This window comes from Serratia sp. 1D1416, from assembly GCF_003641105.1.
GTDB lineage: Bacteria > Pseudomonadota > Gammaproteobacteria > Enterobacterales > Enterobacteriaceae > Serratia > Serratia ficaria.
The window spans coordinates 1,722,488-1,747,856 of the sequence record NZ_CP032738.1 but is presented as its reverse complement, the minus strand read 5'-3'; the positions used below and the strand labels follow the sequence as shown (position 1 = coordinate 1,747,856).

22 protein-coding genes and 1 pseudogene are annotated in these 25,369 nt (G+C 62.8%); 6 read left to right on the top strand and 17 right to left on the bottom strand.

Going from position 1 to position 25,369, the window contains the following annotated elements; all coding sequences use genetic code 11:
* The first annotated feature begins 12 nt into the window (after nt 1–12).
* Nucleotides 13–849, top strand: a complete 837-nt coding sequence (locus tag D7I37_RS08295; protein WP_061798750.1) for a dienelactone hydrolase family protein — start codon at nt 13–15, stop codon at nt 847–849.
* A gap of 121 nt (nt 850–970) precedes the next feature.
* On the opposite strand, the gene metE is transcribed toward D7I37_RS08295, so the two are convergent.
* Entirely contained in the window at nt 971–3,262 is a 2,292-nt protein-coding gene (metE, locus tag D7I37_RS08290) for a 5-methyltetrahydropteroyltriglutamate--homocysteine S-methyltransferase (protein WP_165283089.1), read from the bottom strand.
* Nucleotides 3,263–3,352: 90 nt separating this feature from the next.
* Here metE and metR point away from each other — a divergent pair, with 90 nt between their 5' ends.
* Nucleotides 3,353–4,303 (top strand): HTH-type transcriptional regulator MetR, encoded by a 951-nt coding sequence (gene metR, locus D7I37_RS08285; protein ID WP_061798753.1) that lies wholly within the window; start codon nt 3,353–3,355, stop codon nt 4,301–4,303.
* A gap of 36 nt (nt 4,304–4,339) precedes the next feature.
* Here metR and D7I37_RS08280 read toward each other — a convergent pair.
* Nucleotides 4,340–5,199 (bottom strand): annotated as a pseudogene (locus tag D7I37_RS08280) (carboxylate/amino acid/amine transporter).
* A 151-nt stretch (nt 5,200–5,350) separates the two neighbouring features.
* Between D7I37_RS08280 and D7I37_RS08275 the strand changes: the two are divergent.
* Nucleotides 5,351–5,677 carry a hypothetical protein gene (locus D7I37_RS08275; RefSeq protein ID WP_061798757.1) on the top strand — a complete coding sequence of 109 codons (327 nt, stop codon included), beginning with the start codon at nt 5,351–5,353 and terminating at the stop codon, nt 5,675–5,677.
* On the opposite strand, the gene D7I37_RS08270 is transcribed toward D7I37_RS08275, so the two are convergent.
* The 12 genes from D7I37_RS08270 to D7I37_RS08215 all read right to left on the bottom strand — a co-directional run bounded on the left by D7I37_RS08270 (nt 5,658) and on the right by D7I37_RS08215 (nt 18,439).
* Complete coding sequence (locus D7I37_RS08270) at nt 5,658–6,614, bottom strand: AEC family transporter (RefSeq protein WP_129543533.1); 957 nt, start codon at nt 6,612–6,614, stop codon at nt 5,658–5,660. The two genes, D7I37_RS08275 and D7I37_RS08270, sit on opposite strands and share 20 nt — an antisense overlap.
* Nucleotides 6,615–6,695: 81 nt before the next feature.
* A complete protein-coding gene (gene ugpQ / locus D7I37_RS08265; RefSeq protein ID WP_129544755.1) occupies nt 6,696–7,433 on the bottom strand; it encodes a glycerophosphodiester phosphodiesterase in 738 nt (245 codons plus the stop codon).
* Nucleotides 7,433–8,506, bottom strand: a complete 1,074-nt coding sequence (locus D7I37_RS08260) for a sn-glycerol-3-phosphate import ATP-binding protein UgpC (RefSeq protein WP_061798761.1) — start codon at nt 8,504–8,506, stop codon at nt 7,433–7,435. The genes ugpQ and D7I37_RS08260 overlap by 1 nt, the downstream gene beginning before the upstream one ends.
* A gap of 16 nt (nt 8,507–8,522) precedes the next feature.
* A complete protein-coding gene (gene ugpE, locus D7I37_RS08255) occupies nt 8,523–9,368 on the bottom strand; it encodes a sn-glycerol-3-phosphate ABC transporter permease UgpE (RefSeq protein ID WP_061798762.1) in 846 nt (281 codons plus the stop codon).
* On the bottom strand, nt 9,365–10,252 hold the full coding sequence (gene ugpA, locus D7I37_RS08250) for a sn-glycerol-3-phosphate ABC transporter permease UgpA (protein ID WP_061798764.1): 888 nt from the start codon (nt 10,250–10,252) through the stop codon (nt 9,365–9,367). Before ugpA ends, ugpE begins: the two co-directional genes overlap by 4 nt.
* Nucleotides 10,253–10,461: 209 nt before the next feature.
* Nucleotides 10,462–11,781, bottom strand: a complete 1,320-nt coding sequence (gene ugpB / locus D7I37_RS08245) for a sn-glycerol-3-phosphate ABC transporter substrate-binding protein UgpB (protein WP_095095075.1) — start codon at nt 11,779–11,781, stop codon at nt 10,462–10,464.
* A 248-nt stretch (nt 11,782–12,029) separates the two neighbouring features.
* The gene (locus D7I37_RS08240; RefSeq protein ID WP_061798766.1) at nt 12,030–13,217 is read right to left on the bottom strand and encodes a PLP-dependent aminotransferase family protein; all 1,188 of its coding nucleotides are present in this window, start codon (nt 13,215–13,217) and stop codon (nt 12,030–12,032) included.
* A gap of 46 nt (nt 13,218–13,263) precedes the next feature.
* On the bottom strand, nt 13,264–13,965 hold the full coding sequence (livF, locus tag D7I37_RS08235; RefSeq protein ID WP_061798767.1) for a high-affinity branched-chain amino acid ABC transporter ATP-binding protein LivF: 702 nt from the start codon (nt 13,963–13,965) through the stop codon (nt 13,264–13,266).
* A gap of 269 nt (nt 13,966–14,234) precedes the next feature.
* Nucleotides 14,235–15,005 carry a high-affinity branched-chain amino acid ABC transporter ATP-binding protein LivG gene (gene livG, locus D7I37_RS08230; protein WP_129543532.1) on the bottom strand — a complete coding sequence of 257 codons (771 nt, stop codon included), beginning with the start codon at nt 15,003–15,005 and terminating at the stop codon, nt 14,235–14,237.
* The gene (locus D7I37_RS08225; protein WP_061798770.1) at nt 15,002–16,285 is read right to left on the bottom strand and encodes a high-affinity branched-chain amino acid ABC transporter permease LivM; all 1,284 of its coding nucleotides are present in this window, start codon (nt 16,283–16,285) and stop codon (nt 15,002–15,004) included. Before D7I37_RS08225 ends, livG begins: the two co-directional genes overlap by 4 nt.
* Nucleotides 16,282–17,208 carry a high-affinity branched-chain amino acid ABC transporter permease LivH gene (gene livH / locus D7I37_RS08220; RefSeq protein ID WP_061798771.1) on the bottom strand — a complete coding sequence of 309 codons (927 nt, stop codon included), beginning with the start codon at nt 17,206–17,208 and terminating at the stop codon, nt 16,282–16,284. Before livH ends, D7I37_RS08225 begins: the two co-directional genes overlap by 4 nt.
* 115 nt (nt 17,209–17,323) lie before the next feature.
* A complete protein-coding gene (locus tag D7I37_RS08215; protein WP_061798773.1) occupies nt 17,324–18,439 on the bottom strand; it encodes a branched-chain amino acid ABC transporter substrate-binding protein in 1,116 nt (371 codons plus the stop codon).
* A gap of 407 nt (nt 18,440–18,846) precedes the next feature.
* Here D7I37_RS08215 and panM point away from each other — a divergent pair, with 407 nt between their 5' ends.
* Genes panM through D7I37_RS08200 form a run of 3 tightly spaced genes read left to right on the top strand, consistent with a single transcriptional unit; the run spans nt 18,847 to nt 22,518 of the window.
* Complete coding sequence (panM, locus tag D7I37_RS08210) at nt 18,847–19,239, top strand: aspartate 1-decarboxylase autocleavage activator PanM (protein WP_061798774.1); 393 nt, start codon at nt 18,847–18,849, stop codon at nt 19,237–19,239.
* Complete coding sequence (locus tag D7I37_RS08205) at nt 19,236–20,453, top strand: DUF3142 domain-containing protein (RefSeq protein ID WP_129543531.1); 1,218 nt, start codon at nt 19,236–19,238, stop codon at nt 20,451–20,453. The genes panM and D7I37_RS08205 overlap by 4 nt, the downstream gene beginning before the upstream one ends.
* Entirely contained in the window at nt 20,440–22,518 is a 2,079-nt protein-coding gene (locus D7I37_RS08200; RefSeq protein WP_129543530.1) for a hypothetical protein, read from the top strand. The genes D7I37_RS08205 and D7I37_RS08200 overlap by 14 nt, the downstream gene beginning before the upstream one ends.
* Nucleotides 22,519–22,578: 60 nt before the next feature.
* Here the strand turns inward: D7I37_RS08200 and rpoH are convergent, their stop codons facing one another.
* The 3 genes from rpoH to ftsE form a co-directional block, all read right to left on the bottom strand.
* Nucleotides 22,579–23,436: an RNA polymerase sigma factor RpoH gene (rpoH, locus tag D7I37_RS08195; protein WP_061798778.1), complete on the bottom strand. Its 858-nt coding sequence runs from the start codon at nt 23,434–23,436 to the stop codon at nt 22,579–22,581.
* Between the two features lie 315 nt (nt 23,437–23,751).
* Complete coding sequence (ftsX, locus tag D7I37_RS08190; protein WP_061798779.1) at nt 23,752–24,705, bottom strand: permease-like cell division protein FtsX; 954 nt, start codon at nt 24,703–24,705, stop codon at nt 23,752–23,754.
* Nucleotides 24,695–25,366, bottom strand: coding sequence for a cell division ATP-binding protein FtsE (ftsE, locus tag D7I37_RS08185; RefSeq protein ID WP_061798780.1), 672 nt, complete (start codon nt 25,364–25,366; stop codon nt 24,695–24,697). The genes ftsX and ftsE overlap by 11 nt, the downstream gene beginning before the upstream one ends.
* Nucleotides 25,367–25,369 lie beyond the last annotated feature (3 nt).

Below are 25,369 nucleotides of genomic sequence, written 5' to 3'. Positions count from 1 at the left end.
ACGGAGACCGCAATGAAAACCGACCACGTGATGACATTACAACAGGCCGCGGGGGGATTCGCCCCGGCCGCCGCACCGTTGGCCGCCTCCGCTATTCTCACCGACGAACAGGGCATTCACGCCGGGCAAACCACCATCCCCTCCCAGGGCGATGAACTGCCGGCCTACATCGCCAAACCCGCCGACCACGGTGGCCCCTTCCCGGTGGTGCTGGTGGTGCAGGAAATCTTCGGCGTGCACGAACATATTCAGGATCTGTGCCGCCGCCTGGCCAAGCAGGGTTATCTGGCAATAGCGCCGGAACTCTACTTCCGCCAGGGCGACGCCAACGACTACAGCGACATCGGCGAGCTGTTCCAGCAGTTGGTGACCAAGGTGCCGGACCGCCAGGTGCTGTCGGATCTGGACCATGCCGCCCACTGGGCAACGCGCCACGGCGGCGACGCCGGCAAACTGGCGATAACCGGCTTCTGCTGGGGCGGCCGCATCACCTGGCTGTACGCCGCGCACAACCCGCAGCTGAAAGCCGCGGTCGCCTGGTACGGCAAGCTGGTGGGTGAAAAAACGCTGAATTCGCCGAAGCAGCCGGTGGACGTTGCGACCCAGCTGTCGGCGCCGGTGCTGGGGCTGTATGGCGGGCAGGACGGCAGCATTCCGCAGGAGACAGTGGAAACCATGCGTCAGGCGATCCGCGCCGCCAACGCCGAGGCGGAAATCGTGGTCTACCCCGAGGCAGGGCACGCCTTCAACGCCGATTATCGTCCGAGTTATAACGCCGAAGCGGCGGCAGACGGCTGGCGACGCATGCTGGACTGGTTCGCGCAGCACGGCGTGGCCGGCGTCGAGTAATCCCCTCCTCGGCGGCTGCGGCGGCCGTCTGCAGACATAAAAAGGGGCGCCTGGGCGCCCAATATCATCACACCAGAACCTCAATGCACGGCGGCCCCGATGCCCGACCGCCGCGCCGCGATCAGGCTCGTTGCTCGCGCAGGCGCTGCGCCGCCAGCACCATGTTGGCCAACGACTGCCGGGTTTCCGGCCAGCCGCGGGTTTTCAGGCCGCAGTCCGGGTTTACCCACAGGCGCTCCGCCGGGATGTTCTGCGCGGCTTTGCGCAGCAGCGCTTCGATCCATTCCACGCTCGGCACGTTCGGCGAGTGGATGTCGTACACGCCCGGGCCGATTTCATTCGGGTATTCGAACTCCTTGAAGGCTTCCAGCAGATCCATATCGGAACGCGAGGTTTCGATGGTGATCACGTCGGCATCCAGCGCCGCGATGGAGTCCATGATGTCGTTGAACTCGCAGTAACACATATGGGTGTGGATCTGGGTATCATCCTGCGCCACGGCGGCGTTCAGTTTGAAAGCGTCCACCGCCCAGTTCAGGTAAGCGGCCCAGTCGGATTGGCGCAGCGGCAGGCCTTCGCGCAGCGCAGGCTCGTCGATCTGGATGATGCCGATGCCGGCTTTCTCCAGGTCTGCCACTTCGTCGCGCAGCGCCAGGGCGATCTGCCTGGCGATCACTTCACGGGTCACGTCCTCACGCGGGAACGACCAGCACAGGATGGTCACCGGCCCGGTCAGCATGCCTTTCACCGGTTTGTCGGTCAGCGACTGGGCGTATTTCGCCCACTCGACGGTGATGGCTTCCGGGCGGCTGATGTCGCCGATGATCACCGGCGGCTTCACGCAGCGGGAACCGTAGCTCTGCACCCAGCCGTTCTGGGTGAAAACGAAGCCGTCGAGGTTCTCGCCGAAGTATTCCACCATGTCGTTGCGCTCGGCTTCGCCGTGCACCAGCACGTCCAGCCCCAGGCGCTCCTGCTCGACGATCGCCTGTTTGATGTGTTCGCCGATGCTGGTGCGGTAGTTGTTGCCGTCCAGTCGCCCCTGTTTGAAGTCCAGGCGCAGGCTGCGGATCTCGGTGGTCTGCGGGAACGAGCCGATGGTGGTGGTCGGCCAGGCCGGCAGGTGGAAGCGCTCACGCTGCGCCTGGGCGCGCTCGGCGTAAGGGCGCCGGCGCTCGCTGTCCTGCGCGGTGATCGCCGCCAGACGTTGTTCCACCTGCGCATTGTGCACCCGACTGGACTGGCGGCGGGCGCGGATTGGCGCGCTGTAGGCGTCCAGTTCGGCCTGTTTCGCCGCACCCGGCGCATTCAGCGCCGAGCTCAGCAGCGCCAGTTCGGCGCATTTCTGCAGCGCGAAGGCGAACCAGCTCTTCACTTCGTCGTCCAGGCGGCTTTCCACGCTCAGGTCGATCGGGCTGTGCAGCAGCGAACAAGAGCTGCCGATCCACAGCGGTCGGCTACCCACCAGCGGCTGCAGGCGTTCGAACCAGTCGCTCAGATCGGCGCGCCAGACGTTGCGGCCGTTGATCGCGCCCAGCGACAGCAGCCACTCTTTTGGCAGCGCGTCGTTCAAGGCGGCGATATCGTCGTGGCCGGCGACCAGATCGACGTGCAGCCCCTGCACCGGCAGGGCGCGGACCGTCTCGAGGTTATGGCCGACGCTGTCGAAATAGGTGGTCAGCAGCAGCTTGGCCTGGCCCTGCAGCGCGTCGTAAGCCGGCTTGAAGGCGGCCAGCCATTCCTGCGGCAGCTCCAGCACCAGTGCCGGTTCGTCGATCTGCACCCATTCGACGCCGCGCCTGGCCAGCTCGGCCAGCACCTGTTGGTAAACGGGCAGAATGTCCTTCAACAGCGACAGGCGGTCGAACTGCTCGCCCTTCACTTTGCCCAGCCACAGGTAAGTTACCGGGCCCAGCAACACCGGCTTGATCTTGTGGCCCAGCGCCAGCGCTTCGTCAACTTCGTCCAGCAGCTGGGTCCAGCCCAGTTTGAACTGCTGGCCCTGGTGAAACTCAGGCACCATGTAGTGGTAGTTGGTGTTGAACCACTTGGTCATTTCCGCCGCCGCCGCCGGTTCGCCACTCGGGGCGCGGCCGCGGCCGATGCGAAACAGCGTATCCAGATCGATAGCGCCGTCCGCATTCTGATGACGCGCCGGCACGTTGCCCAGCAGCAGGCTGGTGGTCAACACGTGGTCGTACCAAGCGAAATCGCCGACCGGCACCAAATCCACTCCGGCCTGCTGTTGCTGTTGCCAATGGCGAGCGCGCAGCTCGCGGCCAACCGCCAGCAGTTCTTCCTGCGTTGAGTTGCCAGCCCAGTAGCTTTCCTGAGCTTTTTTCAGTTCACGTCGTAGCCCAACGCGCGGAAAACCCAGCGTGTGATTTAAAATTGCCATCGTCATATTCCCCATTTAGCCGTCCAGATGTTTACACATCCATAATCCGCAGGTACTGTATTAACCACAAGCGCAATTTATTCACTGTCACTGTGAAGGACTCTCATGATCGAACTGAAACACTTACGGACGCTGCAGGCTCTGCGCAACACCGGTTCGCTGGCGGCGGCGGCGGCCCAACTTCACCAGACGCAATCTGCCCTGTCGCATCAGTTCAGCGATCTGGAGCAGCGCCTGGGCTTCAAGCTGTTCGTTCGCAAAAGCCAGCCGCTGCGCTTCACCGCGCAGGGCGAGATCCTGTTACAGCTGGCGGAGCAGGTGCTGCCGCAGATCCAGCAGGCGCTGCTGGCCTGCCACGAACCGCACCAGGCTACGTTGCGCATCGCGATTGAATGCCACAGCTGCATCCAGTGGCTGACGCCGGCGCTGGACAACTTCCGCCTCCGCTTCCCGCAGGTGGTGATGGACTTCAAGTCCGGCGTAACCTTCGATCCGCAGCCGGCGCTGCAGCAGGGCGAGCTGGATCTGGTGCTGACCTCGGACATCTTGCCGCGCAGCGGCCTGCATTATTCGCCGATGTTTGATTTTGAGGTGCGGTTGGTGCTGGCGCCGGACCATCCGCTGGCGAGCAAGCCGCACATTGAGCCGGAAGATCTCAGCGATGAAACGCTGCTGATTTACCCGGTGCAGCGCCAGCGGCTGGACATCTGGCGGCATTTCCTGCAGCCGGCGGGCGTCAGCCCGGCGCTGAAAAGCGTGGATAACACGTTGCTGCTGATTCAAATGGTATCGGCGCGGATGGGGATTGCGGCGCTGCCGCACTGGGTGGTGGAAAGCTTTGAGCGCCAGGGGCTGGTGGTCACCAAAACCCTGGGCGACGGCCTGTGGAGCCGCCTGTATGCCGCGGTGCGCGACGGCGAGCAGCGTCAGGCGGTGACGGAAGCCTTTATCCGCTCTGCGCGCCAGCACGCCTGCGACCATCTGCCGTTCGTGCGCGACGCGGCGCGCCCCATCCCCGGCGGCGCCGGCGTCAAAGGGCTGGGCTCGCAGCCATAACGCTTCGGGCCGCCTGCGCTTGGGCGGCCCGTCGCTTCAGCCGACCTGCTTCGGCGCCACCCAGCGGCGATGCACCCACAGCGACGCGACGATCACCGCCCCGCCGATGATAAAGCTGGGCCAATGCGGTTGCTGCTGCCAGATGGCCAGGTTCACCAACAGCCCGGCCGGCACATGCATGTTATTCATGATGCCCAGCGTGCCTGCATCCACCTGGGTCGCGCCGTAGTTCCACATGAAGTAACCCAGCCCGGAAGCCACCGCCCCCAACCAGATCAGCACCCCCATTGCAGGTTGGTGGTCGGCAGCTGCTGCGGATTGCCCCACAGGCACCAGGCCACCACCGCCACCGCCAACGCCCCCAGGTAGAACCAGGAGAACGCGGTGTGCTGCGGCAGCGGGTGCACCTCCATCAGGCGCTTATAGCCGACCATGCCGATGGCGAAGCTGATGTTCGCCGCCTGCACCAGCAGCAGGCCCCACCAGAAATGCTCGCTCAGCTGATGGTAACGGATGATAGCCGCCCCCAGCACCGCCAGCAGCGCGCTGAACACATAGCCCCAGCGCAGGCGCCGGCCGCTGAGCAGATCGTAAATCAGCGTGACGTACAGCGGGGTCAGCACGGTGAACAGCAGGAACTCCGGCACCGTCAGGTACAGATAGGCGCGGAAGCTGAACAGGTACATGATGCCGAGCTGGCAGGCGCCCACCAGCATATACAGCAGGATCACCTTTGGCCGAAGGTTGCGCCAGCGCAGGAACGGCAGAAATACCAGCGCCGCCAGCCCGATGCGCATCAGCACCGAGAACCAGCTATCGACATGGCCCGCCAGATATTCGCCGATCAGGCTGAAAGAGAACGCCCACAGAATGGTAGTCATCACCAGAAGCAGCACGATGGGTTCACCCTAAAAATTCAGAAAGGGCGATTGTAACGGAAGGCGCGGCGCGGGGTAACGAAAAGGCGGTTGACGTCTGCTCGAAATGCAAACTGTCGGCAAATTTTCACCCTTGGATTAGGCTTAATGGAAAGGCGAGGTAAATATCATGAAAACTTATCACATTCTGTTCGGCCTGCTGCTGCCCGGTCTGGCGGCCGCGGCCAACGGCGTCACCGAGCTCGACTCACAGCAGCAGTTGCTCAACCAGCGCAGCCAGCAGGCGCAGCAGCAGCGCATGCTGAACAATCAGCAGCTGGACCAGCGCCGCCTGCAGCAACAGCGGCAGTTCGACAACCACCAACAGCGGCTGCTGAAAACCACGCCAAACGGCGGCCAGCCGCTGCCAAACGGCAATCAGCCGCGCGATCCGTTCCAACGCACGGCGCCGGCGGTGCCGCAGGCGCCGTTGCCGGCTACGCCCGCACGCCCATAACGGTGAGGATTAAAGGGGTGGTGATCGCCGCCAGCGCGGTGGACATCACCAGGCTGGTGGCGGCCGGGCCGGTGAGCACGTTGAACTGACGCGACATCAGATAAACGTTCACCCCCACCGCCATCGATCCCAACAGCACCACCACGCGGGTTTCCATCGGCGGCAGGTCCATCATCCAGGCCAGCAGCCAAACCACCAGCGGCTGCACAAGCAGCTTGAGGAAACAGATGGCGCTGCTCAGCTGCCAGCCTTCGCCGATGCGATATTCCGCCAGCCCCATGCCGAGCACCACCAGCGACAACGGCGCCGCCACCTGGCCGAGCATGCTGACCGGCTGATCGACGAACGCCGGCAGCGGCAGCCCGGTGAGGCTGAACAGGGTGCCGGACAGGATGCCGATAATCAGCGGGTTGGTCAGTACGCTGCGGGCGGTTTTGATGAAGCCGCGCAGCGTCGGCGAACCGTTGCGCGCCCATTCGATGGAAACGGTCACCAGCGTCCACAGGATCAGGCCGTTGAACACCAGCACCAGCGCCACCGACGGGATCGCCGCCTCACCGAGCATGACGCTGGCGATCGGCAGGCCGAGCATCACGTTATTGGAGAAAATGCCGCCCAGCGCGAACACCGAACCTGACACGCCGTCCAGGCCGAACAGCCGGCGGGCGGCGATGCGGCCGACGACGAACACCACCAGGCAGCTGCCGAAGAAGGCGATCAGCAGCCGGGCGTCCACCGCCGGCCGCTGCGAGAAATCGCACATCATGCGGAACAGCATGGCCGGCAGCGCGAGGGAGAAAACGAAGCGGGTCAGGCCGTCGGTGACTCCTGCAGGCCATTTCCCCCAGCGAATCAGGCCGTATCCCAGCACGATCAACACAAATAACGGTAAAGACAGCACTATCTGGTGCCACAGTGAAACGATAAAGGCGGACATCACATTCCTTCCGGTGGCGCGGCGGCGGGCAATGTCGTCGCGGGTTTCAACGGGCGCCGTTATTCCTCAATGCTCTGCAATTCAGAAATCCGGGCCGATCAAATCTATCCGGTCGGTACAAATGCAGTCAACGCCCCAGTCCAGCAGCAAGCGCGCGCGTTGCGGCTGATTGACGGTATACGCCAGAATGCGCAACCCGGCGCCTTTCAGCGCCGCCACCCGTTCAGCGGTCAGCTCTTTATGGTTGATATGCAAGGAGACGCAGCCCAATCGTTCGGTGAGTTCACGCCAGTTGTCGTCCCATTCGTCCAGCAACAGCCCGCGCGGCAGGTCCGGTACGGTGCGCTGCGCCGCCGCCAGCGCCCCAACCGAGAACGAGGACAGCAACGGGTCGGTCTGCCCCTGCCACAGCAGGCGCGCCGCCAGCGCCACTACCCGGCCGGTTTCGTCGTCGCTACCGGTGGTGGGTTTGATTTCGATATTGGCCATCAGCCCGTGTTGCCGACAACGCTCCGCCACGTCCGACAGCAGCGGCAGCCGCTCGCCCTTGTAGGCCGAGCTGTACCAGTTGCCGGCGTCGAGCTGCACCAGCTTGTCCCACGGCAGTTCGCCCGCCACGCCCCAGCCGTTGCTGGTGCGATCCAGGGTATCGTCATGCAGCAGGAAGATTTGCCCGTCCTGCGCCAGCTTGGCGTCAAACTCGATCATTTTATGGCCGTGGCGCGCGCCGACGTCGATCGCCGCCAGGGTGTTTTCCGGCGCCAGAGAACCGCCGCCGCGGTGGGCGACGATATGAGGATAAGACCAGGCTGTGGTCATCATTCCATCCTTAATCCGCTGTGGGTATCAAAAAAGTGCAGCGCCTGTGCAGGCAGCTGCAAATATAGCGTACTGCCCGCCGCCGGCAAGGTTTCATGCGTCAAACGCGCGATCACCCCGTGGCCGCCCCACTGCCCGTGCGCCAGGTTGTCGGCGCCCAACAGCTCCAGCGTTTGCAGCTGCAGCGGCACGCCGCCCTGCTCGCGCGTGGCCAGTCGAATATGCTCCGGGCGGATGCCCAACGTCAACTGGCGCCCCGCCCACTGAGGTTTGGCCTGCGGCAAGGTCAGCGTCATGCCGCCCGCCAGCTGCAGTTGGCCGCCGTCGGCGCTCAGGCTGCCCGGCAGCAGGTTCATCGCCGGCGAGCCGATAAAGCTGGCGACGAACAGCGACGCCGGGCGCTGATACACTTCGCTCGGGGTGCCGATTTGCTCCGCCACCCCTTTGTTCATCACGATCACCCGCTGCGCCAGGGTCATCGCCTCCACCTGGTCGTGCGTCACGTACAGGCTGGTGGTTTTCAGCCGGCGATGCAGCTGCTGCAGCTCGAGGCGCATCTGCACCCGCAGCTTGGCGTCCAGGTTGGACAGCGGTTCGTCGAACAGAAACACCGCCGGTTCGCGCACGATGGCGCGCCCCATAGCCACCCGCTGGCGCTGGCCGCCGGACAGCTCGCGCGGCTTGCGCCGCAGCAGCGGCTCCAGCTCCAGAATGCGCGCCGCCTCCTCAACCCGCTGACGGATATGATCCTTGCCGAACCCGCGGATCTTCAGGCCGTAGGCCATGTTGTCGTACACGCTCATGTGCGGGTACAAGGCGTAGTTCTGGAACACCATCGCGATGCCGCGATCCTTCGGCTCCAGATCGGTGACCCTTTGGCTATCGATATAAATATCGCCGCTGGTGGTGCGCTCCAGCCCGGCCACCATGCGCAGCAGCGTGGATTTGCCGCAGCCGGACGGGCCGACCATCACGATAAACTCGCCGTCCGCCACATCGAGGTCGATCTGTTTGATCACCGGCGTTTTGCCGTCGTAAGACTTGGTGACCGCCTGTAGTTTTAAACCTGCCATGTGAAAATTTCTCTCGTTACTTCTCGCTGTCGACGAGACCGCGCACAAACCAGCGCTGCATCAGAAGAACCACCGCCAGCGGTGGGATTAAGGTCAAGATCATCGCCGCCATCACCTGATTCCACTGGGTCGGCGCGCCGGAGGTGGAGATCATGCTCTTGATGCCCGCCACTGCGGTGCCCATCGAGGCGTCGCTGGCGATCAGGATCGGCCACAGGTACTGGTTCCAACCGTAGATGAAGGTGATGACGAACAGCGCCGCCAGGTTGGTCTTCGACAGCGGCAGCACGATGTCCCAGAAAAAGCGCATCGGCCCGGCGCCGTCGATGCGCGCCGCTTCCAGCAACTCGTCCGGCAGCGTCATGAAGAACTGGCGCAGCAGGAAGGTGGCGGTGGCCGAGGCCATCAGCGGCAGCGTCAGGCCGGTGTAGCTGTCCAGCAGGTTGAGGTTGGAGATCACCTCCACCGTCGGGAAGATGCGCACCTCTACCGGCAACATCAGGGTGAGGAAGATCAGCCAGAAAAACAGGCTGCGCAGCGGAAAACGGAAGTAAACGATGGCGTAAGCCGACAGCACCGACACCACAATTTTGCCGAAGGTGATCGCCAGCGCCATGATCACGCTGTTCAGCAGCAGCAGCGAGAACGGCACCTTGAGGTTGCCCACGCCGCCCTGCCAGATATTGCGGATGTTCTCCCACAGGTGGCCGCCCGGCACCAGGGTCATCGGCACCTGGAACACCTGTTTGTCGTCCAGCGTGGCGGCGACAAAGGCCACGTACAGCGGGAACAGCACCACCAGCACGCCGATTATCAGCATCACATGGCTGAAGATATCCAGCCCGCGTCGATTCTCAATCATTGGTAGCGCACCTTACGTTCTACGAAACGGAACTGGATCACCGTCAGACCGATCACCAGCAGCATCAGGATCACCGACTGCGCGGCGGAGCTGGACAGATCCAGGCCGGCGAAGCCTTCGCGGTAGATCTTGTAGATCAGCGTGGTGGTGGACTGCACCGGCCCGCCGCCGGTGGCGGCGTCGATCACCGGGAAGGTGTCGAAGAAGGCGTACACCAGATTGACCACCAGCAGGAAGAAGCTCACCGGGGTGATCAACGGCAATACCAAATTGAAGAAACGCCGTACCGGGCCGGCGCCGTCGATAGCGGCGGCCTCCACCAGCGAGCGCGGGATAGACTGCAACGCCGCGAGGAAAAACAGAAAGTTATAGCTGATCTGCTGCCATACCGAGGCCAGCACCACCAGGAACATCGCCTGTCCGCTGTTTTGCGCATGGTTCCAGCTGTAGCCCAGCCCGTTGAGGAAATGGGTGATCAACCCCAGCCCCGGGTTGAACAGGAAGATCCACAGCACCGCCGCCACCGCCGGCGCCACCGCGTAAGGCAGGATCATCAGCGTGCGGTAGATGCGGCTGCCGCGCAGTACGTAATCCACCAGCGCGGCGAAGAACAGCGACACCACCAGCCCGATGCCCGCCACCAGAAAGCTGAAAATCAGCGTGGTGTAAAACGAATCGAGGTAGTAAGGGTCTTGGAACAGCTGGGTAAAGTTATCCAGCCCGACAAACTGGCTGGACAGGCCGAAGGGATCGAGGCTCTGGACCGAGTACCACAGCGCCTCGCCGGCGGGCCACAGAAAGAAGATTGCGGTAATCAGCAGCTGCGGCAGCACCAACACATAGGGCAGCCAGCTGCAGCCGAAACCGGGACGATGTGAGCTCATAATCTAGGACTCATGCAGACAAAGATGGGCAATTCGAAACGAGGCGAAGTGCGGTAGCCAAAAATCATGACTGCAATAATTCCAGTTGACGTTGCGAGCGCCGCCAGATTGGGTGCGGACAGCGCACAGGATCCGGAGCGTACACGTAGTACGTGAGGAGTCCGAGCACTGCCCAATCCCAAGATGGCAAGCGCAGTAGTCAAATGGGATTATTGCGTCGAAGATTCGAAGCGGCGCAGCAGTACATCACCGCGCTGTACGGCGGCATCCAGCGCCTGCTGAGGCGTTTTCTTGCCGGTCCAGACGCTTTCCAGTTCTTCATCCACCACGCTGCGGATCTGCGGCATATTGCCCAGGCGCAGGCCCTTGGTGAACGGCAACGGCGGCTTGTTCAGCATCTGGCGCGTGGCGACGTCGGCGCCCGGGTTCTTGTCGTAGAATCCCTGCTGTTGGGTCAGGTCGTAAGCGGCGGTGGTGATCGGCAGATAGCCGGTCTTCTGGTGCCACTCGGCGGCGATCTCCGGCTGCGCCAGATACTGCAGGAACTCGGCCACGCCCTTGTAGGTAGCGGCGTCTTTGCCGTTCATCACCCACAGGCTGGCCCCGCCGATGATGGCGTTCTGCGGCGCGTTTTTGGCGTCGGCGTCGTACGGCATCATGCCCACGCCGTAGTTGAACTTGGCGTAGTGCTTGATATCCGCCAGCGAACCGGACGACGCGGTAGTGATGGCGCAGTCGCCGCTGTAGAACTTCTCGGTGGACTCGTCTTTGCGGCCGAAGTAGGTGAAATCACCCTTCTTGTTCATGTCTTCCAGCAGCTGAATGTGCTTCACCTGCAGCGGCTGATTGAATTCCAGCTTGGCGTTGGCGCCGCCGAAGCCGTTGTTTTCGGTGGCGAACGGCACGCCGTGCCAGGCGCTGAAGTTCTCCAGCTGGATCCAGCCCTGCCAGCCGCTGGCATAGCCGCACTTCATGCCGGCCGCGCGCAGCCTGGCGGTATCCGCCGCCAGCTCCTGCCAGGTTTTCGGCGGTTGTTCCGGGTTCAGGCCGGCCTTCCTGAAGGCGTCCTTGTTGTAGTACAACACCGGGGTAGAGCTGTTGAACGGTTGAGACAGCAGGTGGCCGCTCTTGTTGTCGGTGTAATAGCCGGCCACCGTCGGCACGAACACCGACTCGTCGAAGTTGATGCCGGCGTCTTTAAACACCTCATACACCGGTTTGATCGCTTTGCTCGCCATCATGGTGGCGGTGCCCACTTCGTACACCTGCAGGATCGCCGGCGCCTTGCCGGAGCGGTAAGCGGCAATGCCCGCCGCCAGGCTCTGTTCGTAGTTGCCCTTATAAACCGGTACGATCTTGACGTCGCTGTGGGTCTGGTTGAAGCGGTCCGCCAGGGAATCCACTTCCTTACCCAGCTCGCCTTCCATTGAGTGCCAGAACGGGATCTCGGTCGCCGCCAGTGCCTGGGTGCTGACCGCCAGGGTCAACGCGACGCACAGCGTGGTTTTGCGAATAGCGTAGGTGAGCATGCCTAACTCCTGAAAAAAGCTGGTGTATCCCCTGCATCTCTCAAGCCGCAGCCGCCTTGCTGCAACGTGAAATCTATTGGGGCAATAAGCGCGTGAGCGAAAAGAATCAGTTTTTTGTTCGGAAGCTAACATGCCATGCGCGGATGACAGAAAAATAACCGTTAGATGACAGCCGGATGACGGGAGAGTGAAGTGCAGATTGCGTTTTGATGTCGACGGCGAGGCAGTGCGCCCCGCCGCCGTGGAAATTACAGCGAACGACGCAGGCGAGCGACCGCTTCCTGCATTTGCTGCTCGGTCGCGGTGGCGAACGACAGGCGGAAGGTCGAACGATCCGGGTTATCGGAGAAGAAATATTCCCCCGGCACGAACACTACGCCCTGCTGCAGAGTGGTGTTCAGCCACTCGGTGGCGTTGAACGGCTGACGGAAGCGCGCCCACAGGAACATGCCGCCCTTCGGCTGATCGAAGGTGATGTAGTCGCCCAGCTCTTTTTCTACCAGCCCGGCCAGGATCTCGCCTTTATGCTTGTAAGCGGCGCGGATCTTTTCGATCTGCGCCGGCAAGCGATCCAGCCCCAGGTAACATTCGACGATGCTCTGCGACAGCGCGCTGGCATGCAGATCCGCCGCCTGCTTGATGATCGCCACCTTGTGCAGCAAGAACTCGGGCAGGATAGCCCAACCCAGGCGCAGGCCCGGCGCCAGGATCTTGGAGAAGGTCGAGGTGTAGATAATGTTATCGGTGTGGCCCAGCACCCGCTGCGAAACCTGATGCAGCGTGGCGTGGCGCTCATCGGTAAAGCGCAGCTCGCCGTACGGGTCGTCTTCGATGATCAGGAAGTTGTGCTCGGCCGCCAGCTTCACCAGCAGTTCGCGCCGCGCCGCGCTCAGGGTGATGCCGCTCGGGTTGCCGAAGTTCGGCACCACATACACGCCCTTGATGCGCTGGGTTTTCAACAGCTCGGCCAGTTCTTCCACCACCATGCCGTCGCTGTCGGAGGAGACCGACAGGATGTTGGCTTCCGCCAGCTCCAGCGTCTGCAGCGCCGCCAGGTAGGTCGGGCGCTCCACCACAAACACGTCGCCCGGGTTGACGATGGCGCGCATCACCAGATCCAGCGCCTGCTGAGAGCCGGCGGTCACCATCACCTCTTCCGCGCGGGCGGAAACGCCGCGCTCGGCGCACAGCGCGCAGATACGCTCGCGCAGCAGCGGGCTGCCTTCGGTCAGGCCATACTGAAAGGCGCTTTTCGGCTGCTCGGTGATCGCCTGCTGGGTGGCGATGCTCAACCCTTCGAAGTCAAACAGGGCATCAGAGGGGATGCCGCCCGCCAGCGAAATGACGTTTTCCATCTTACTGTGCTTGAGCAATTCACGGATTGCCGAGCTTTTTACATTGACGATGCGCTGCGCGAGTAACCCTTCTGTCTTCATTTCTTATTCTCGTACCTGATTATTTTTTAATTCGTAGGGGGGCGGTTCACCCGCCCAGATACGCCGACCGTACTGCTTCGTTTGCTAACAATGCGGCACCCGTATCTTCCAACACCACGCGGCCGTTTTCCAGCACATAACCGCGATCCGCCAGTTTCAGCGCCTGATTGGCGTTTTGCTCCACCAGGAAGATGGTCATGCCCTCTTCCCGCAGCTGCTGGATGATGTCGAAGATCTGCTGAATGATGATCGGCGCCAGCCCCAGCGAGGGTTCGTCGAGCAGCAGCAGCTTCGGTTGGCTCATCAGCGCGCGGCCGATCGCCAGCATCTGCTGTTCGCCGCCGGACATGGTGCCGGAGCGCTGATTGCGGCGTTCCAGCAGGCGCGGGAACAGGTTAAATACCCGCTCGATGCGCTGCTGATACTGCTGACGATCGGCGAAGAAACCGCCCATCGCCAGGTTTTCTTCCACCGTCATGCGCGAGAACACCCGCCGCCCTTCCGGCACGATCGCCACCGCTTCGCGCATGATGCGCGAGGTTTGCCACTGGGTGATCTCCCGATCGAGGAAGGTGATGCTGCCTTCGGTAGCGCGCGGTTCGCCGCACAGCGTGCCGAGCAGCGTGGTTTTACCGGCGCCGTTGGCGCCGATCAGGGTGACTATTTCGCCCTGCTTGATGTTCAGGCTAACCTGATGCAACGCCTGAATTTTGCCGTAATGGGCGGAGACCTGATTAAATGACAGCATAAAGACTGTGCCCCATCATTGTGCGTGAGCATCGCTGGTGGTTATTTCGCTGCGCAGCAAGGCGCGAGCCGTGAGGTTTGGTGGGCCAAATAAACGGTGAGTAACACAGCGGCGCGGCGAAATAGCCCCAGCCCAGTGGGTCGCGCCCCAAAAAACCCGCTCTCTGCGTTGTCAGATTTGAACATAGTCCCGCTATGTTCTTCATCTTCCGCCTTGATAGCGGGCTTTTGGGTCTGCGACGATGCCACGAACAATGATGGGACACAGTCTTAAGCCTCGCCCAAATAGGCCCGGATCACGTCCGGGTTGTTGCGGATTTCGTCCGGCGTGCCCTGCGCCAGCGGCGTTCCCTGATTCACCACGTAGATGCGGTCCGAAATGCCCATCACCAGCTTCATGTCGTGCTCAATCAACAGCACCGAAACCCGGTGCCGGTCGCGCAGCTCGACGATCAAATGGTCCAGCTCGTCGGTTTCTTTCGGGTTCAGGCCGGCGGCCGGTTCGTCCAGCATCAGCAGCTCCGGGCGGGTCACCATGCAGCGGGCGATCTCCAGCCGCCGCTGCTGGCCATAGGCCAGGTTGCCCGCCGAGCGGTTGGCCATCGCCAGCAGGCCGACGCGCTCCAACCACACCGCCGCGCGCTCCAGCGCATCGGCTTCGGCGCGGCGGAAGGCCGGGGTTTTCAACAGCCCGGCGAACAGACCGCTTTTCAGGTGCTGGTGCTGCGCCACCAGCAGGTTCTCGATCACCGTCATTTCGCGGAACAGCCGCACGTGCTGGAAGGTGCGCACCCCCCCCATGCGGGCGATGGCCTGCCCCGTCAGCCCTTCAAGGTGGCGATCGCGCAGCCTGATGGTGCCGCCGGTCGGGCGATAAAAACCGGTCAGGCAGTTGAACACCGTGGTCTTGCCGGCGCCGTTCGGGCCGATCAAAGAGACTATTTCGCCTTCGTTCAGCTGCAGCGCCACCTTGTTGACCGCCAGCAGCCCGCCGAAGCGCATCGACAGCCCTTCGACCTGCAGTAAAGGTTGAGCGCTCATGCCTGTTCTCCCTTGCCTGCATGGATATCCGCCGCCTTCAGCTTGAGCTGCGGCCGTTTCATCGGCAGCAGCCCCTGCGGCCGCCAGATCATCATCAGCACCATCAGCGCGCCCAGCAGCAACATGCTGTATTCGTTCAGGTCACGCATCAGCTCGCGCGACACCACCAGCAGGATCGCCGCCAGGATCACCGCAAACTGCGAGCCCATCCCCCCCAGCACCACGATCGCCAGCACGAAGGCCGACTCGACGAAGGTAAAGGATTCCGGGCTGACGAAGCCCTGGCGCGCGGCGAACAGCGTGCCGGCAAAGCCGGCGAAGGCGGCGCTGATGGTAAAGGCGGTCAGCTTGATGCGGGTCGGGCTAAGGCCCAGCGAACGGCAGGCGATTTCGTCTTCGCGCAGCGCTTCCCAGGCGCGCCCCAGCGGCATGCGCAGCAGGCGGTTGATGACGAACAGCGTCAGCACCACCAGCAGCAGCGCCACCAGGTACAGGAACACGATGCGATCGCTCGGATCGTATTTCAGGCCAAAGAAGTTGTGGAAGGTGTCCCAGCCGCCGTCGCGCGCGCTGCGGTTGAACTCCAGGCCGAAGAAGGTCGGTTTCGGGATCTGGCTGATGCCGTTCGGCCCGCCGGTGATCTCGGTGTTGTTCAGCAACAGGATGCGCACGATTTCGCCGAAGCCGAGCGTGACTATCGCCAGGTAGTCGCCGCGCAACCGCAGCACCGGGAAACCGAGCAGGAAACCGAAAGCGGCGGTGACGATGCCCGCCAGCGGCAGGCTTTCCCAGAAGCCGAGGCCGTAATAGTGGTTCAGCAGCGCATAGGTGTAGGCGCCGATGGCGTAGAAGCCGCCGTAGCCCAGCACCAGCAGGCCGGACAGCCCGACCACCACGTTCAGGCCGAGGCCCAGCATCACGTAGATCAGCGTCAGGGTAGCGATATCCACCGTACCGCGCGACACCAGAAACGGCCAGGCGACCGCCGCCGCGATCAGCGCCGCCGCCAGCAGCTTTTGCCGCGGGGTGGTGCCGTCGAAGCTCGGCAGCACGAAAGCGGGGCCGGAAACCTTTTTCAGCCCCTGTTGCAGCAGCGGCCGCAGCAGCTGGAAGAAGAAGACGATGACGCAGCCGATGCCGATCCACATCCAGCGCACTTCCGCCGCGCCGTGCACCACCAGTTTGGTGCCGTCCAGGCTGAGCTGCATGCCCATCAGGAACGACGCCATCACGAACAGCACCGCGGTGGCGATCAATGCGTTAAGCAGATTGAGTTTCATACCTTCTCAACCTCCGGGCGCCCGAGAATGCCGGTCGGCATGATCAGCAGCACCACTATCAGCAGGGCGAACGACACCACGTCTTTATATTCGGTGCTCAGATAGGCCGAGGTCAGCGCCTCCGCCACGCCCAGCACCAGCCCGCCGATCATCGCGCCGGGGATGCTGCCGATGCCGCCCAGCACCGCGGCGGTGAAGGCTTTCATGCCGGCCATAAAGCCGATATAGGGATTGATGACGCCGTAGAACTGGCCGAGCAGCACGCCGGCCACCGCCGCCATCACCGCGCCGATCACGAAGGTCAGCGAGATCACCCGATCGGTGTTGATGCCCAGCAGGCTGGCCATCTTCAGATCTTCCGCGCAGGCGCGGCAGGCGCGGCCCATGCGCGAGTAACGAATGAACAGCGTCAGCGCCAGCATCGCCAGGAAGGTAACGCCCCAGATGATCAGCTGCATGGTGCTGATGGTGGCGGCGAAGCCGTTGCTTTCGCCCAGCACCCACTGGCCGGTGACCAGGCTGGGCAGCGCCAGATCGCGCGAACCCTGCGTCAGGCTGACGTAGTTTTGCAGGAATATCGACATGCCGATGGCGGAAATCAGCGCAATCAGGCGTTTGGAATTGCGCACCGGCTTGTAGGCCACCCGTTCGATGCTCCAGCCGTAGGCGCTGGCCATCACGATCGACACCAGGAAGGCGGCGCCGATCAGCAGCCAGCCGACGTCGATGCCCAGCATCATCAGGGCGGCGATCACGATAAAGGAGACATAGCTGCTGATCATGTACACCTCGCCGTGGGCGAAGTTGATCATGCCGATGATGCCGTAAACCATGGTGTAACCGATGGCGATCAAGGCATAGGTGCTGCCCAACGTCACGCCGTTGAACATCTGCTGCAGAAAATAGAGAACCTGCTCTGACATACTCTGACCCTTGGCTGCGAAACCTGAACGCAAAGCGCCTTCAGGTAAAGGGATACGGGGCCGGCAAGCCGGCCCGCGGGCGCAGAGGACTGCGCCCTACCCTGATGATTATGGCTTATTTAATCGGTGTTGATGTGCCGTTGGCATGCCATTCGAATACGCCGAACTCGAAGCCTTTCAGATCGCCCTTGTCATCCCAGCTCAGCGGCCCCATTACGGTGTCGACCGGCTTGCCGGTTTTCAGATCCTTGACGATATCTTCCGGTTCCTGGCTGCCGCTGCGTTCCATGCCGGTGGTCAGCGACTGCAGCGCGGCATAGGTGGTCCAGACGAAAGGCCCGGTCGGATCCAGCTTCTTGGCCTTCAGCGCGTCGACGATCGGCTGGTTGGCCGGCACCTGATCGTAGCGTTTCGGCAGGGTCACCAGCATGCCTTCAGAGGCGGCGCCGGCGATGTTGGACAGCGAGGAGTTGCCCACGCCTTCCGGCCCCATAAAGCGGGTGGTCAGGCCGGCCTGCTTGGCCTGGCGCAGGATTTGGCCCATTTCCGGGTAGTAGCCGCCGAAATAGACGAAGTCGATATTCTCTTTCTTCAGGCGCGCCACCAGGGTGGAGAAGTCCTTATCGCCGGCGGTGATGCCTTCAAACATCGCCACCTCGGTGCCCTGCTGCTTCAGGCTGTCGCGCACCGAGCGCGCCAGGCCTTCGCCATACTGTTGCTTGTCATGCACCACGGCGATGCGCTTGGGCTTGATCTCGCCGAGGATGTATTTGGCGGCGGTCGGGCCCTGATCGGAATCCAGACCCGTGGTGCGCATAATCATTTTGTAGCCGCGGGTGGTCAGATCGGCGTTGGTGGCCGCCGGGGTAATCATGATCACCCCTTCATCCTCATAAATATCGGATGCCGGCTGGGTGGATGAGGAACACAGGTGGCCGATCACGTAGCGAATGCCGTCGTTGATCACCTTGTTGGCGACCGCCACCGCTTGTTTCGGGTCGCAGGCGTCGTCGTATTCCACGCCGACCAGCTTGTCGCCCTTGATGCCGCCCTTGGCGTTGATGTCGGCGATCGCCTGGCGCGCGCCGGTAAACTCCATATCGCCATACTGCGCGACCGGGCCGGACATCGCCCCGACGATCGCCACCTTGATGTCTTTCGCCATGGCCGAATGGCCGATAGCCATCGCGATACAACCCGCCAGCAATGCCTTACCTGTTGTTAATTTCATCCGCAAATTCCCCATCTGTCGTTGTGAACGTACCTGTTGTGTTTGCCTGCACCCGAGCGTTATTTACTGCTTTTATTCATAAGTAATAATGATTTAGGTGTTTTGATGGCAATATTTTCTAATAAGACTTTATTTTTCATGCCATTAAACAGGAATATTCTGCTGCAAATCAACTTCATCACTCAGAAACAAGCGGTGTAAACAGGATAAAACTCGGATTAAATCTGCGCTGTTTGCCATCAGGCGTAGCGCGTTATGCTGGTTAACAATGCGTTTACTAACTGTTTGCTCGGAAAATGACCCATGCAAAAAACATTTTGCGCAGTAATCGTACAGAAAAACTTACACAACGCTCTGCGCAAGATCTATTACACTGTCGGCATCATTTAGCTGCGCGGAAATTCTGCATGAAATTGACCATCGAGCGCTTGAGTACGCTATCCCCGCAAGACCTTATCGACCTCGGCAAAATCTGGCCGCATCAGCAACCTGCGCAGTGGCAAAGCTGGCTGAGCGGCGGCAAAGCGCTGTTCGCCGCCCGTTTCAACGAGCGGCTGCTGGGCGCGGTGAAGGTGGTTTTGCAGGACGACCAGGCCGAATTGCAGGACCTGCTGGTGCGCGAAGTGACGCGCCGCCGCGGCGTCGGGCTGTATCTGGTGCAGGACACGCAGCGCCAGCTGCCGCAGGTGGCCCACTGGCGGCTGTCGACCGCAGGCCTGGCGCCGCGCGAACGCGGCGAGGTCGACAACTTTATGCGCGCCTGCGGCTTCGCGCCCCAGGGCGAACTCTGGCAGAAATGAAACGCCGGCTGGCGGCGCTGCTGCTGATCGCGCTGGCGCTGGCGGCCTGGTTCGCCGGGCGCCAGCAGGCTCTGCGGCTGCAGCAGCCCTGGGATCGTCAGGTCTACGTGTGGCAGCGGGTCTGGACGCCGCAGCACGCCGAGGCGCTGGCCGACAGCCGCGACCTGTTCTCCAGCCTGCGGGTGCTGGCGCTGCAGGTGCACCCGCGCGAGGGCTGGCGGGAAATTCCGATCAATCTCCCCTTGTTGCAACAGGATGGCCGCCCGCTGTGGCTGGTGGCGCGCCTCGACGGGCAACTGCCGCAGCGGGATCAAACCGCCATCGTTCAGCGCCTGCTGACGCTGGCGCAACGCTGGCAAGACGCCGGGCTGCAGGTCAGCGGCGTGGAAATCGACCACGACGCCGCCACCGCCCGGCTGCCGGACTACCAACGCTTCCTGCACCAGCTGCGCCAACGGCTGCCCGCCTCGCTGCAGCTCGGCATAACCGCCCTGCCGGCCTGGATCGGTTCACCGGCGCTGCCCGGCGTGCTGCAACAGGCCGACAGCTCGGTGCTGCAGGTGCACGCCGTACTCTCTCCTCGTCAGGGGCTGTTCGACGGCGCGCAGGCGCTGCGCTGGGTGCGGCAATATGCCGCCATCACCCCGAAGCCGTTCCGCGTGGCGCTGCCGGCCTACGGCATGGGGTTATTGGGGTTCGATGCGCAGGGCGCGCAGGTGGAAAGCGAATCGCCGCTGCGCGTGGCGGGCGGCGGGCGCGAACTGACGGTGGCGCCGCAGCGAATTGCCGACTTTCTGCAGCAGTTGGCCAGCCAGGCCACACCGCGGCTGCGCGGCATCATCTGGTTCCGCCTGCCGCTGGCGACCGATCGCCGCGCCTGGTCGCTCGCCACGCTGCGGGCGGTTATCGAGCGCCGGCCGCTGACCGTCGACTGGCAGGTAAAATTCAGGCCTCAGCCACGGCAAAACGGGTTGTATGATCTGACAATTCATAATAACGGGCCGGTTGACGCCCCGCTGCCCCGGGAGATCGTCATCATCGCCGGCGATTGCCTGGCGGCGGATGCGGTGGGCAATTACCGGCTGGAAACCACCCCTCAACGGCAGCGTTTTACCCGCATTGACGGTGACCAGCTGCGCGCCGGACAATCCCGGCCGCTCGGTTGGCTGCGCTGCAAAAACCTGACGCCAGGAGGCACCCTTGTCACACCTTGATACGCGCGCCGCACGGGACCCCCGCCGGTATCTTCCGCTGGCCGCGCTGATTGGCGCCGCGCTGGCGCTGCCGCTGAACGGCTACGCCTGCGGGCCGGATTTCCCCAATCGTTTGCTGACCGATCGCAACGGCACCCTGCTGTACATGCCGGAAGGCAACTTCGCCTTTGAGGCCGGCCGCCTGGTGGCGCCGGACAAACAGCTGCCGCAGTGGCAAGCGCCGCCGCCGCCAATGCCGCCGAAACCGATGCCGCTGTCGCCGGAGACCCTGATCATCGGCAAAATGCGCGCCGCCAAAACCGTCGAAGAAGCCGATGCGGTCAATACTCAGGGGCTGTCCGACGCCGCACGCCTGTATCAGTTGGGCGCCGTCGCCTTCGCCGTCGACGATCCGCGCGCGGCGGAATATTTCCGGCAGGTGCTGGCGCTGCCTGCGGCGCAACAGGCCGACTGGGGGCTGCGGGCGCAATATTCGCTCGGCAGGCTGCTGATGGGCGATCGCGGCACGCCGGAAAACGCATCCGGCGAACCGGCCCCGGCGGTGGAACATCCGCCCAAAGCGCAGCTCGCACAGGCGCGGGCGGCGTTTCAGCAGGTGATCGATCGGGTTAAGGGCGGCGCAGCCGATCCCGATCGGCTGGCGCTGAGCAGCCTCGGGCAGCAGGCGCGCATTGATCTGTGGCTGGGTGACGTCGCCGCGGCGGCGCGGCTGTATGCTCAGCAGGCGGCACAGGGCGACCCGGGCGGTGGCCTGTCGCTGCAGTACGTCTCCAGCTATCTGGTCAATCCTGACCATGTCGAAACCCTCAAGCAGGCTATCGACAATCCGCTCATTCAGCAGTTGGTCACCATCGAGCTGTTCGCCCGCAGCAGCAACCTGCAGCTGGCCGATACCGACGGCAGCGGCAGCCGCTCCGCGCAAACCATCAGTCAGATCCTGACGCTGCTGAACGCCTCGGTGAAGAGCGGCTTCGCCGGCAGCGATCGGCTGGCGGCGCTGGCTTACCGCGCCGGGCAGTACCCGATGACGGCCAGCCTGCTGAAAAACGCCGGCGACAGCGGCCTGGCCTGGTGGCTGCGCGCCAAAATGGCGCTGCGCGACGGCGACGTCAAGGCCGCCACCGCCGCCTACGCCAAGGCGGCGAGCGCCTTCCCCGCCAACGAAAGCTGGGGCGAACAGCGCAATGCCGACTTTGTGGCGGAAACCATAGTGCCGGAGTGCCGGGTAGCCGGCGAGCAGGCGATACTGGCGCTGAACCGCGGCGATTATCTGCAGGCGATGGATCTGCTGTATCGCGGCAAGGCGCTCTACTGGGCCGACGTGGCGGACGTGGCCGAGCGGGTGCTGACCGTCGATGAGCTGAAAGGCTTCGTCGACCGCCATGCGCCGGCGCCGGCCACGCCGCTGCAGCCGGTCAATCCGGACGAATACGGCGGCCAGCAGATGACGCCGGAAGTGCAGCTGCGCGAGCTGCTGGCGCGGCGGCTGATGCGCGCCGGACGCGAACAGGAAGCGCTGGCCTATTTCGACATCCCCAACTACCGCCAGGCGGCCCAGCAGTACGCCGATGCGCTGAAAGCGGCGCAGGATAAAACCGCCAAGCCGCTGGCCCGCGCCACTGCCTACTACCGGGCCGCGAGCCTGCTGCGCGCCCAGGGGCTGACGTTCACCGGCTATGAAATGACGCCGGACTACGCCATTTACGGCGCCGGTTATTCTTATCTGGGGGATGCGTTCGATACCCGCGAGCTGAAGCACAAAAGCTGGATCGGCGGCGCGGAAGCGGCGCGCGCCAAGGCGGCGCTGCCGCCGCAGGACAACCGCTTCCTGCACTACCGCTGGCAGGCGGTCGATCTGGCCCGGCAGGCGGCCGATTTGCTGCCGCCGAAGAGCCAGGCCTACGCCGCGGTATTGTGCAACGCCGCCGGCTGGGTGATTAAACGCGACGCCAAAACCGGCCAGGCGCTGTACCAGCGCTACCTCAATACCGGCACCCGCTACGCCTGGGCCAGCAAGTTCGGCTATGACTGCCCGGCACCGGACTTCGCCGCCGTCACGCGATAACGGCGAATCGCAGGCACAAAAAAGCCCGGCTCGCCGGGCTTTTCTTCTTATGAAATGAACTTAGGCTTCGATCGCCATCTTCAGCTTCTTCATGGCGTTCTTTTCCAGCTGACGCACGCGCTCGGCGGAAACGCCGTACCGATCGGCCAGTTCCTGCAGCGTGGATTTGTTGTCGTCGTCCAGCCAGCGGGCGCGGATGATATGCTGGCTGCGTTCGTCCAGACCTTCCAGCGCATAGGCCAGTTTGTCCGCGGCGTTGCTTTCCCAGTTATCTTCCTCAATGCCTTCGGCGAAGTCGGAGCTTTTATCCTGCAGATACAGCACCGGCGCCATCGACTGACCGTCACGGGCTTCGTCGTCCGGGGTCGGGTCAAAGGTCATGTCCTGCGCCGCCATGCGGGACTCCATCTCGCGCACGTCTTTGCTGGTCACCCCCAGCTCGCGGGCCACCAGTTCCACTTCGTCCTGATTGAACCAGCCCAGACGCTGCTTGGTTTTGCGCAGGTTAAAGAACAGTTTGCGCTGCGCCTTGGTGGTGGCGACCTTGACGATGCGCCAGTTGCGCAGCACGTATTCGTGAATTTCCGCCTTAATCCAATGCACCGCAAAGGACACCAGACGCACGCCAACCTCCGGGTTGAAACGGCGAACGGCTTTCATCAGGCCGATGTTACCTTCCTGGATCAGATCCGCCTGCGGCAGACCATAGCCTGAATAGTTGCGGGCAATATGAGCGACAAAGCGCAGGTGAGACAGGATAAGCTGCTTAGCTGCTTCCAGATCGCCCTGATAATGCAGCCGTTCAGCCAGCTCCCGCTCTTCCTCTGCCGTCAGCATCGGATAGGCGTTGGCGGCCCGAATATAGGCTTCCAAGCTGCCTTGGGGTACTAAGGCTAAAGTTTGCATTTCTTTGGTCATTCAAACCCTCTCTATGAGAAAACAGATCATGCAGGTGATAATTACAGCGGGGAAATGATTGATTCTACGGCAGTTGCTGTTGCAAAAGCGGTTCCACACGCCGGGCACCTTAACATTTGCTGCAATTTTGGACCCTGTTCCGCCCTAAAAGTTCACTGTTTTTCGACAGCATTGCATCTGACAATACGTGATGAAAGTTAAGGCTGATAGGGAATTTGTGCGCTAAGCGAAGAGGAGCGGTGCTTGCTGTACTTAAGGTCACTCTTCTCCCGCAACGCGTTCAGAGCAGCAGGAGAAGAGTATACCAAAAAAATCTTACTGTGGTGTAAATCGGCGTAAATGTTGCACCGTCGCCAGCCAGGCGGCGATCCAGCCGATCATCGCCGAGATGAGCAGCAGCAGCAGCGCCTCGTCCCAGCCCAGGCCGTGCAGGGTGAAGGTGGTGCCGAACACCCTGGCCACGTCGGTCACCACCGACTCCAGCTTCCACACCAGGGCCCCGGACAACGCCAGCGACAGCAGCGCGCCGGTAAAGCCGAGCATCGCCCCGCCGTTGAGGAACGGCCGCAGGATAAAGCCGTCGGTGGCGCCGATCAGCTTCATCACGTTGATGGTGTCGCGGCGGCTGAAGATGCTCAGGCGCACGCTGTTGCCGATCACCAGGAACACCGCCACCACCATCAGCACGCCGATGATCGCCGCGACCTGGCCCACCAGCCCGGTCAGCGCCGCCAGGCGGGCAAACCAGCTGTCATCCATGCGCACTTCGTCCACGCCCTGTACCGCCGCCACGCGATCGCGCAGGGTGTTGAGGGTTTCGGAACTCTGGAAGCTCATCTTCGGCGTGATGATCGCCACCGCCGGCAGCGGGTTTTCTTCCAGCATGTCCAGCGCGCCGCCGAAGCCTGACCAGTTGCGGAATTCGCCCCGGGCCTCTTCGCGCGACAGGTAGTTCACCTTCTCTACGCCGGCTTCCGCCTTGATGGCGTCGAGCACTTTCACCGCGGCGTCGTCGTCCAGCGACTTGTCCAGGTAGACCGTCAGCTGCGGCGTCGGGTACCACTGGGTGGCCGCGGTGCTGACGTTTTTCCACACGATGTAGCACAGGCTAGGCAGCGTCAGGGAGATGGCGATCACCATCACCGTCAGCAGCGTCGCCAACGGCTGGCGCAGCATATCCTTGATGGCGTTCGCCCAGGCGTAGCGCCACTGTTCGCGCCAGCCGCCGCGCAGCGCCTTGCTCTTGGCGGTTTTTGCATTATTCGCCATGGTGCGCTCCTCCCAGCATGCGGCCCTGGCTCAGCGTCAGGATACGGTAATTGCGGCGGGCGATCAGCCCGGTGTCGTGGGTCGCCATCAGTACGGTGACGCCGACGCGGTTGAACTCTTCAAACAGGCGCAGGATGCCTTCCGACAGCGCATCATCCAGGTTGCCGGTCGGCTCGTCCGCCAGCAGCACCGCCGGTTTGTTCACCACCGCGCGGGCGATGCCCACGCGCTGTTGCTCGCCGCCGGACAGCTGAATCGGGAAGTTTTTCGCTTTATCCAGCAGCCCGACCTTGTCCAGCGCGGCGGAAACTCGGCGGCGGATGTCTTCGGTGCTGGCGCCGGCGATGATCAACGGCATCGCCACGTTGTCATACACGGTGCGGTCCAGCAGCAGGTGGTGATCCTGGAAAATCATGCCGATCTGACGGCGCAGGAACGGCACCTCGCCGTTTTTCAGGCGGCTGATGTCGTGGCCGCCGAACCAGATATGGCCGGCGCTGGGGCGTTCAATGCCGCAAATCAGTTTCAGCAGGGTACTCTTACCCGCGCCGGAATGGCCGGTCAGAAACGCCATCTCCGCCGGGCGCAGATGGAAATCTACCCCCTGCAGCGCCTGCCGTCCGCCCAGATAAGCTTTACTGACCTGTTCAAAGCGAATCATCCG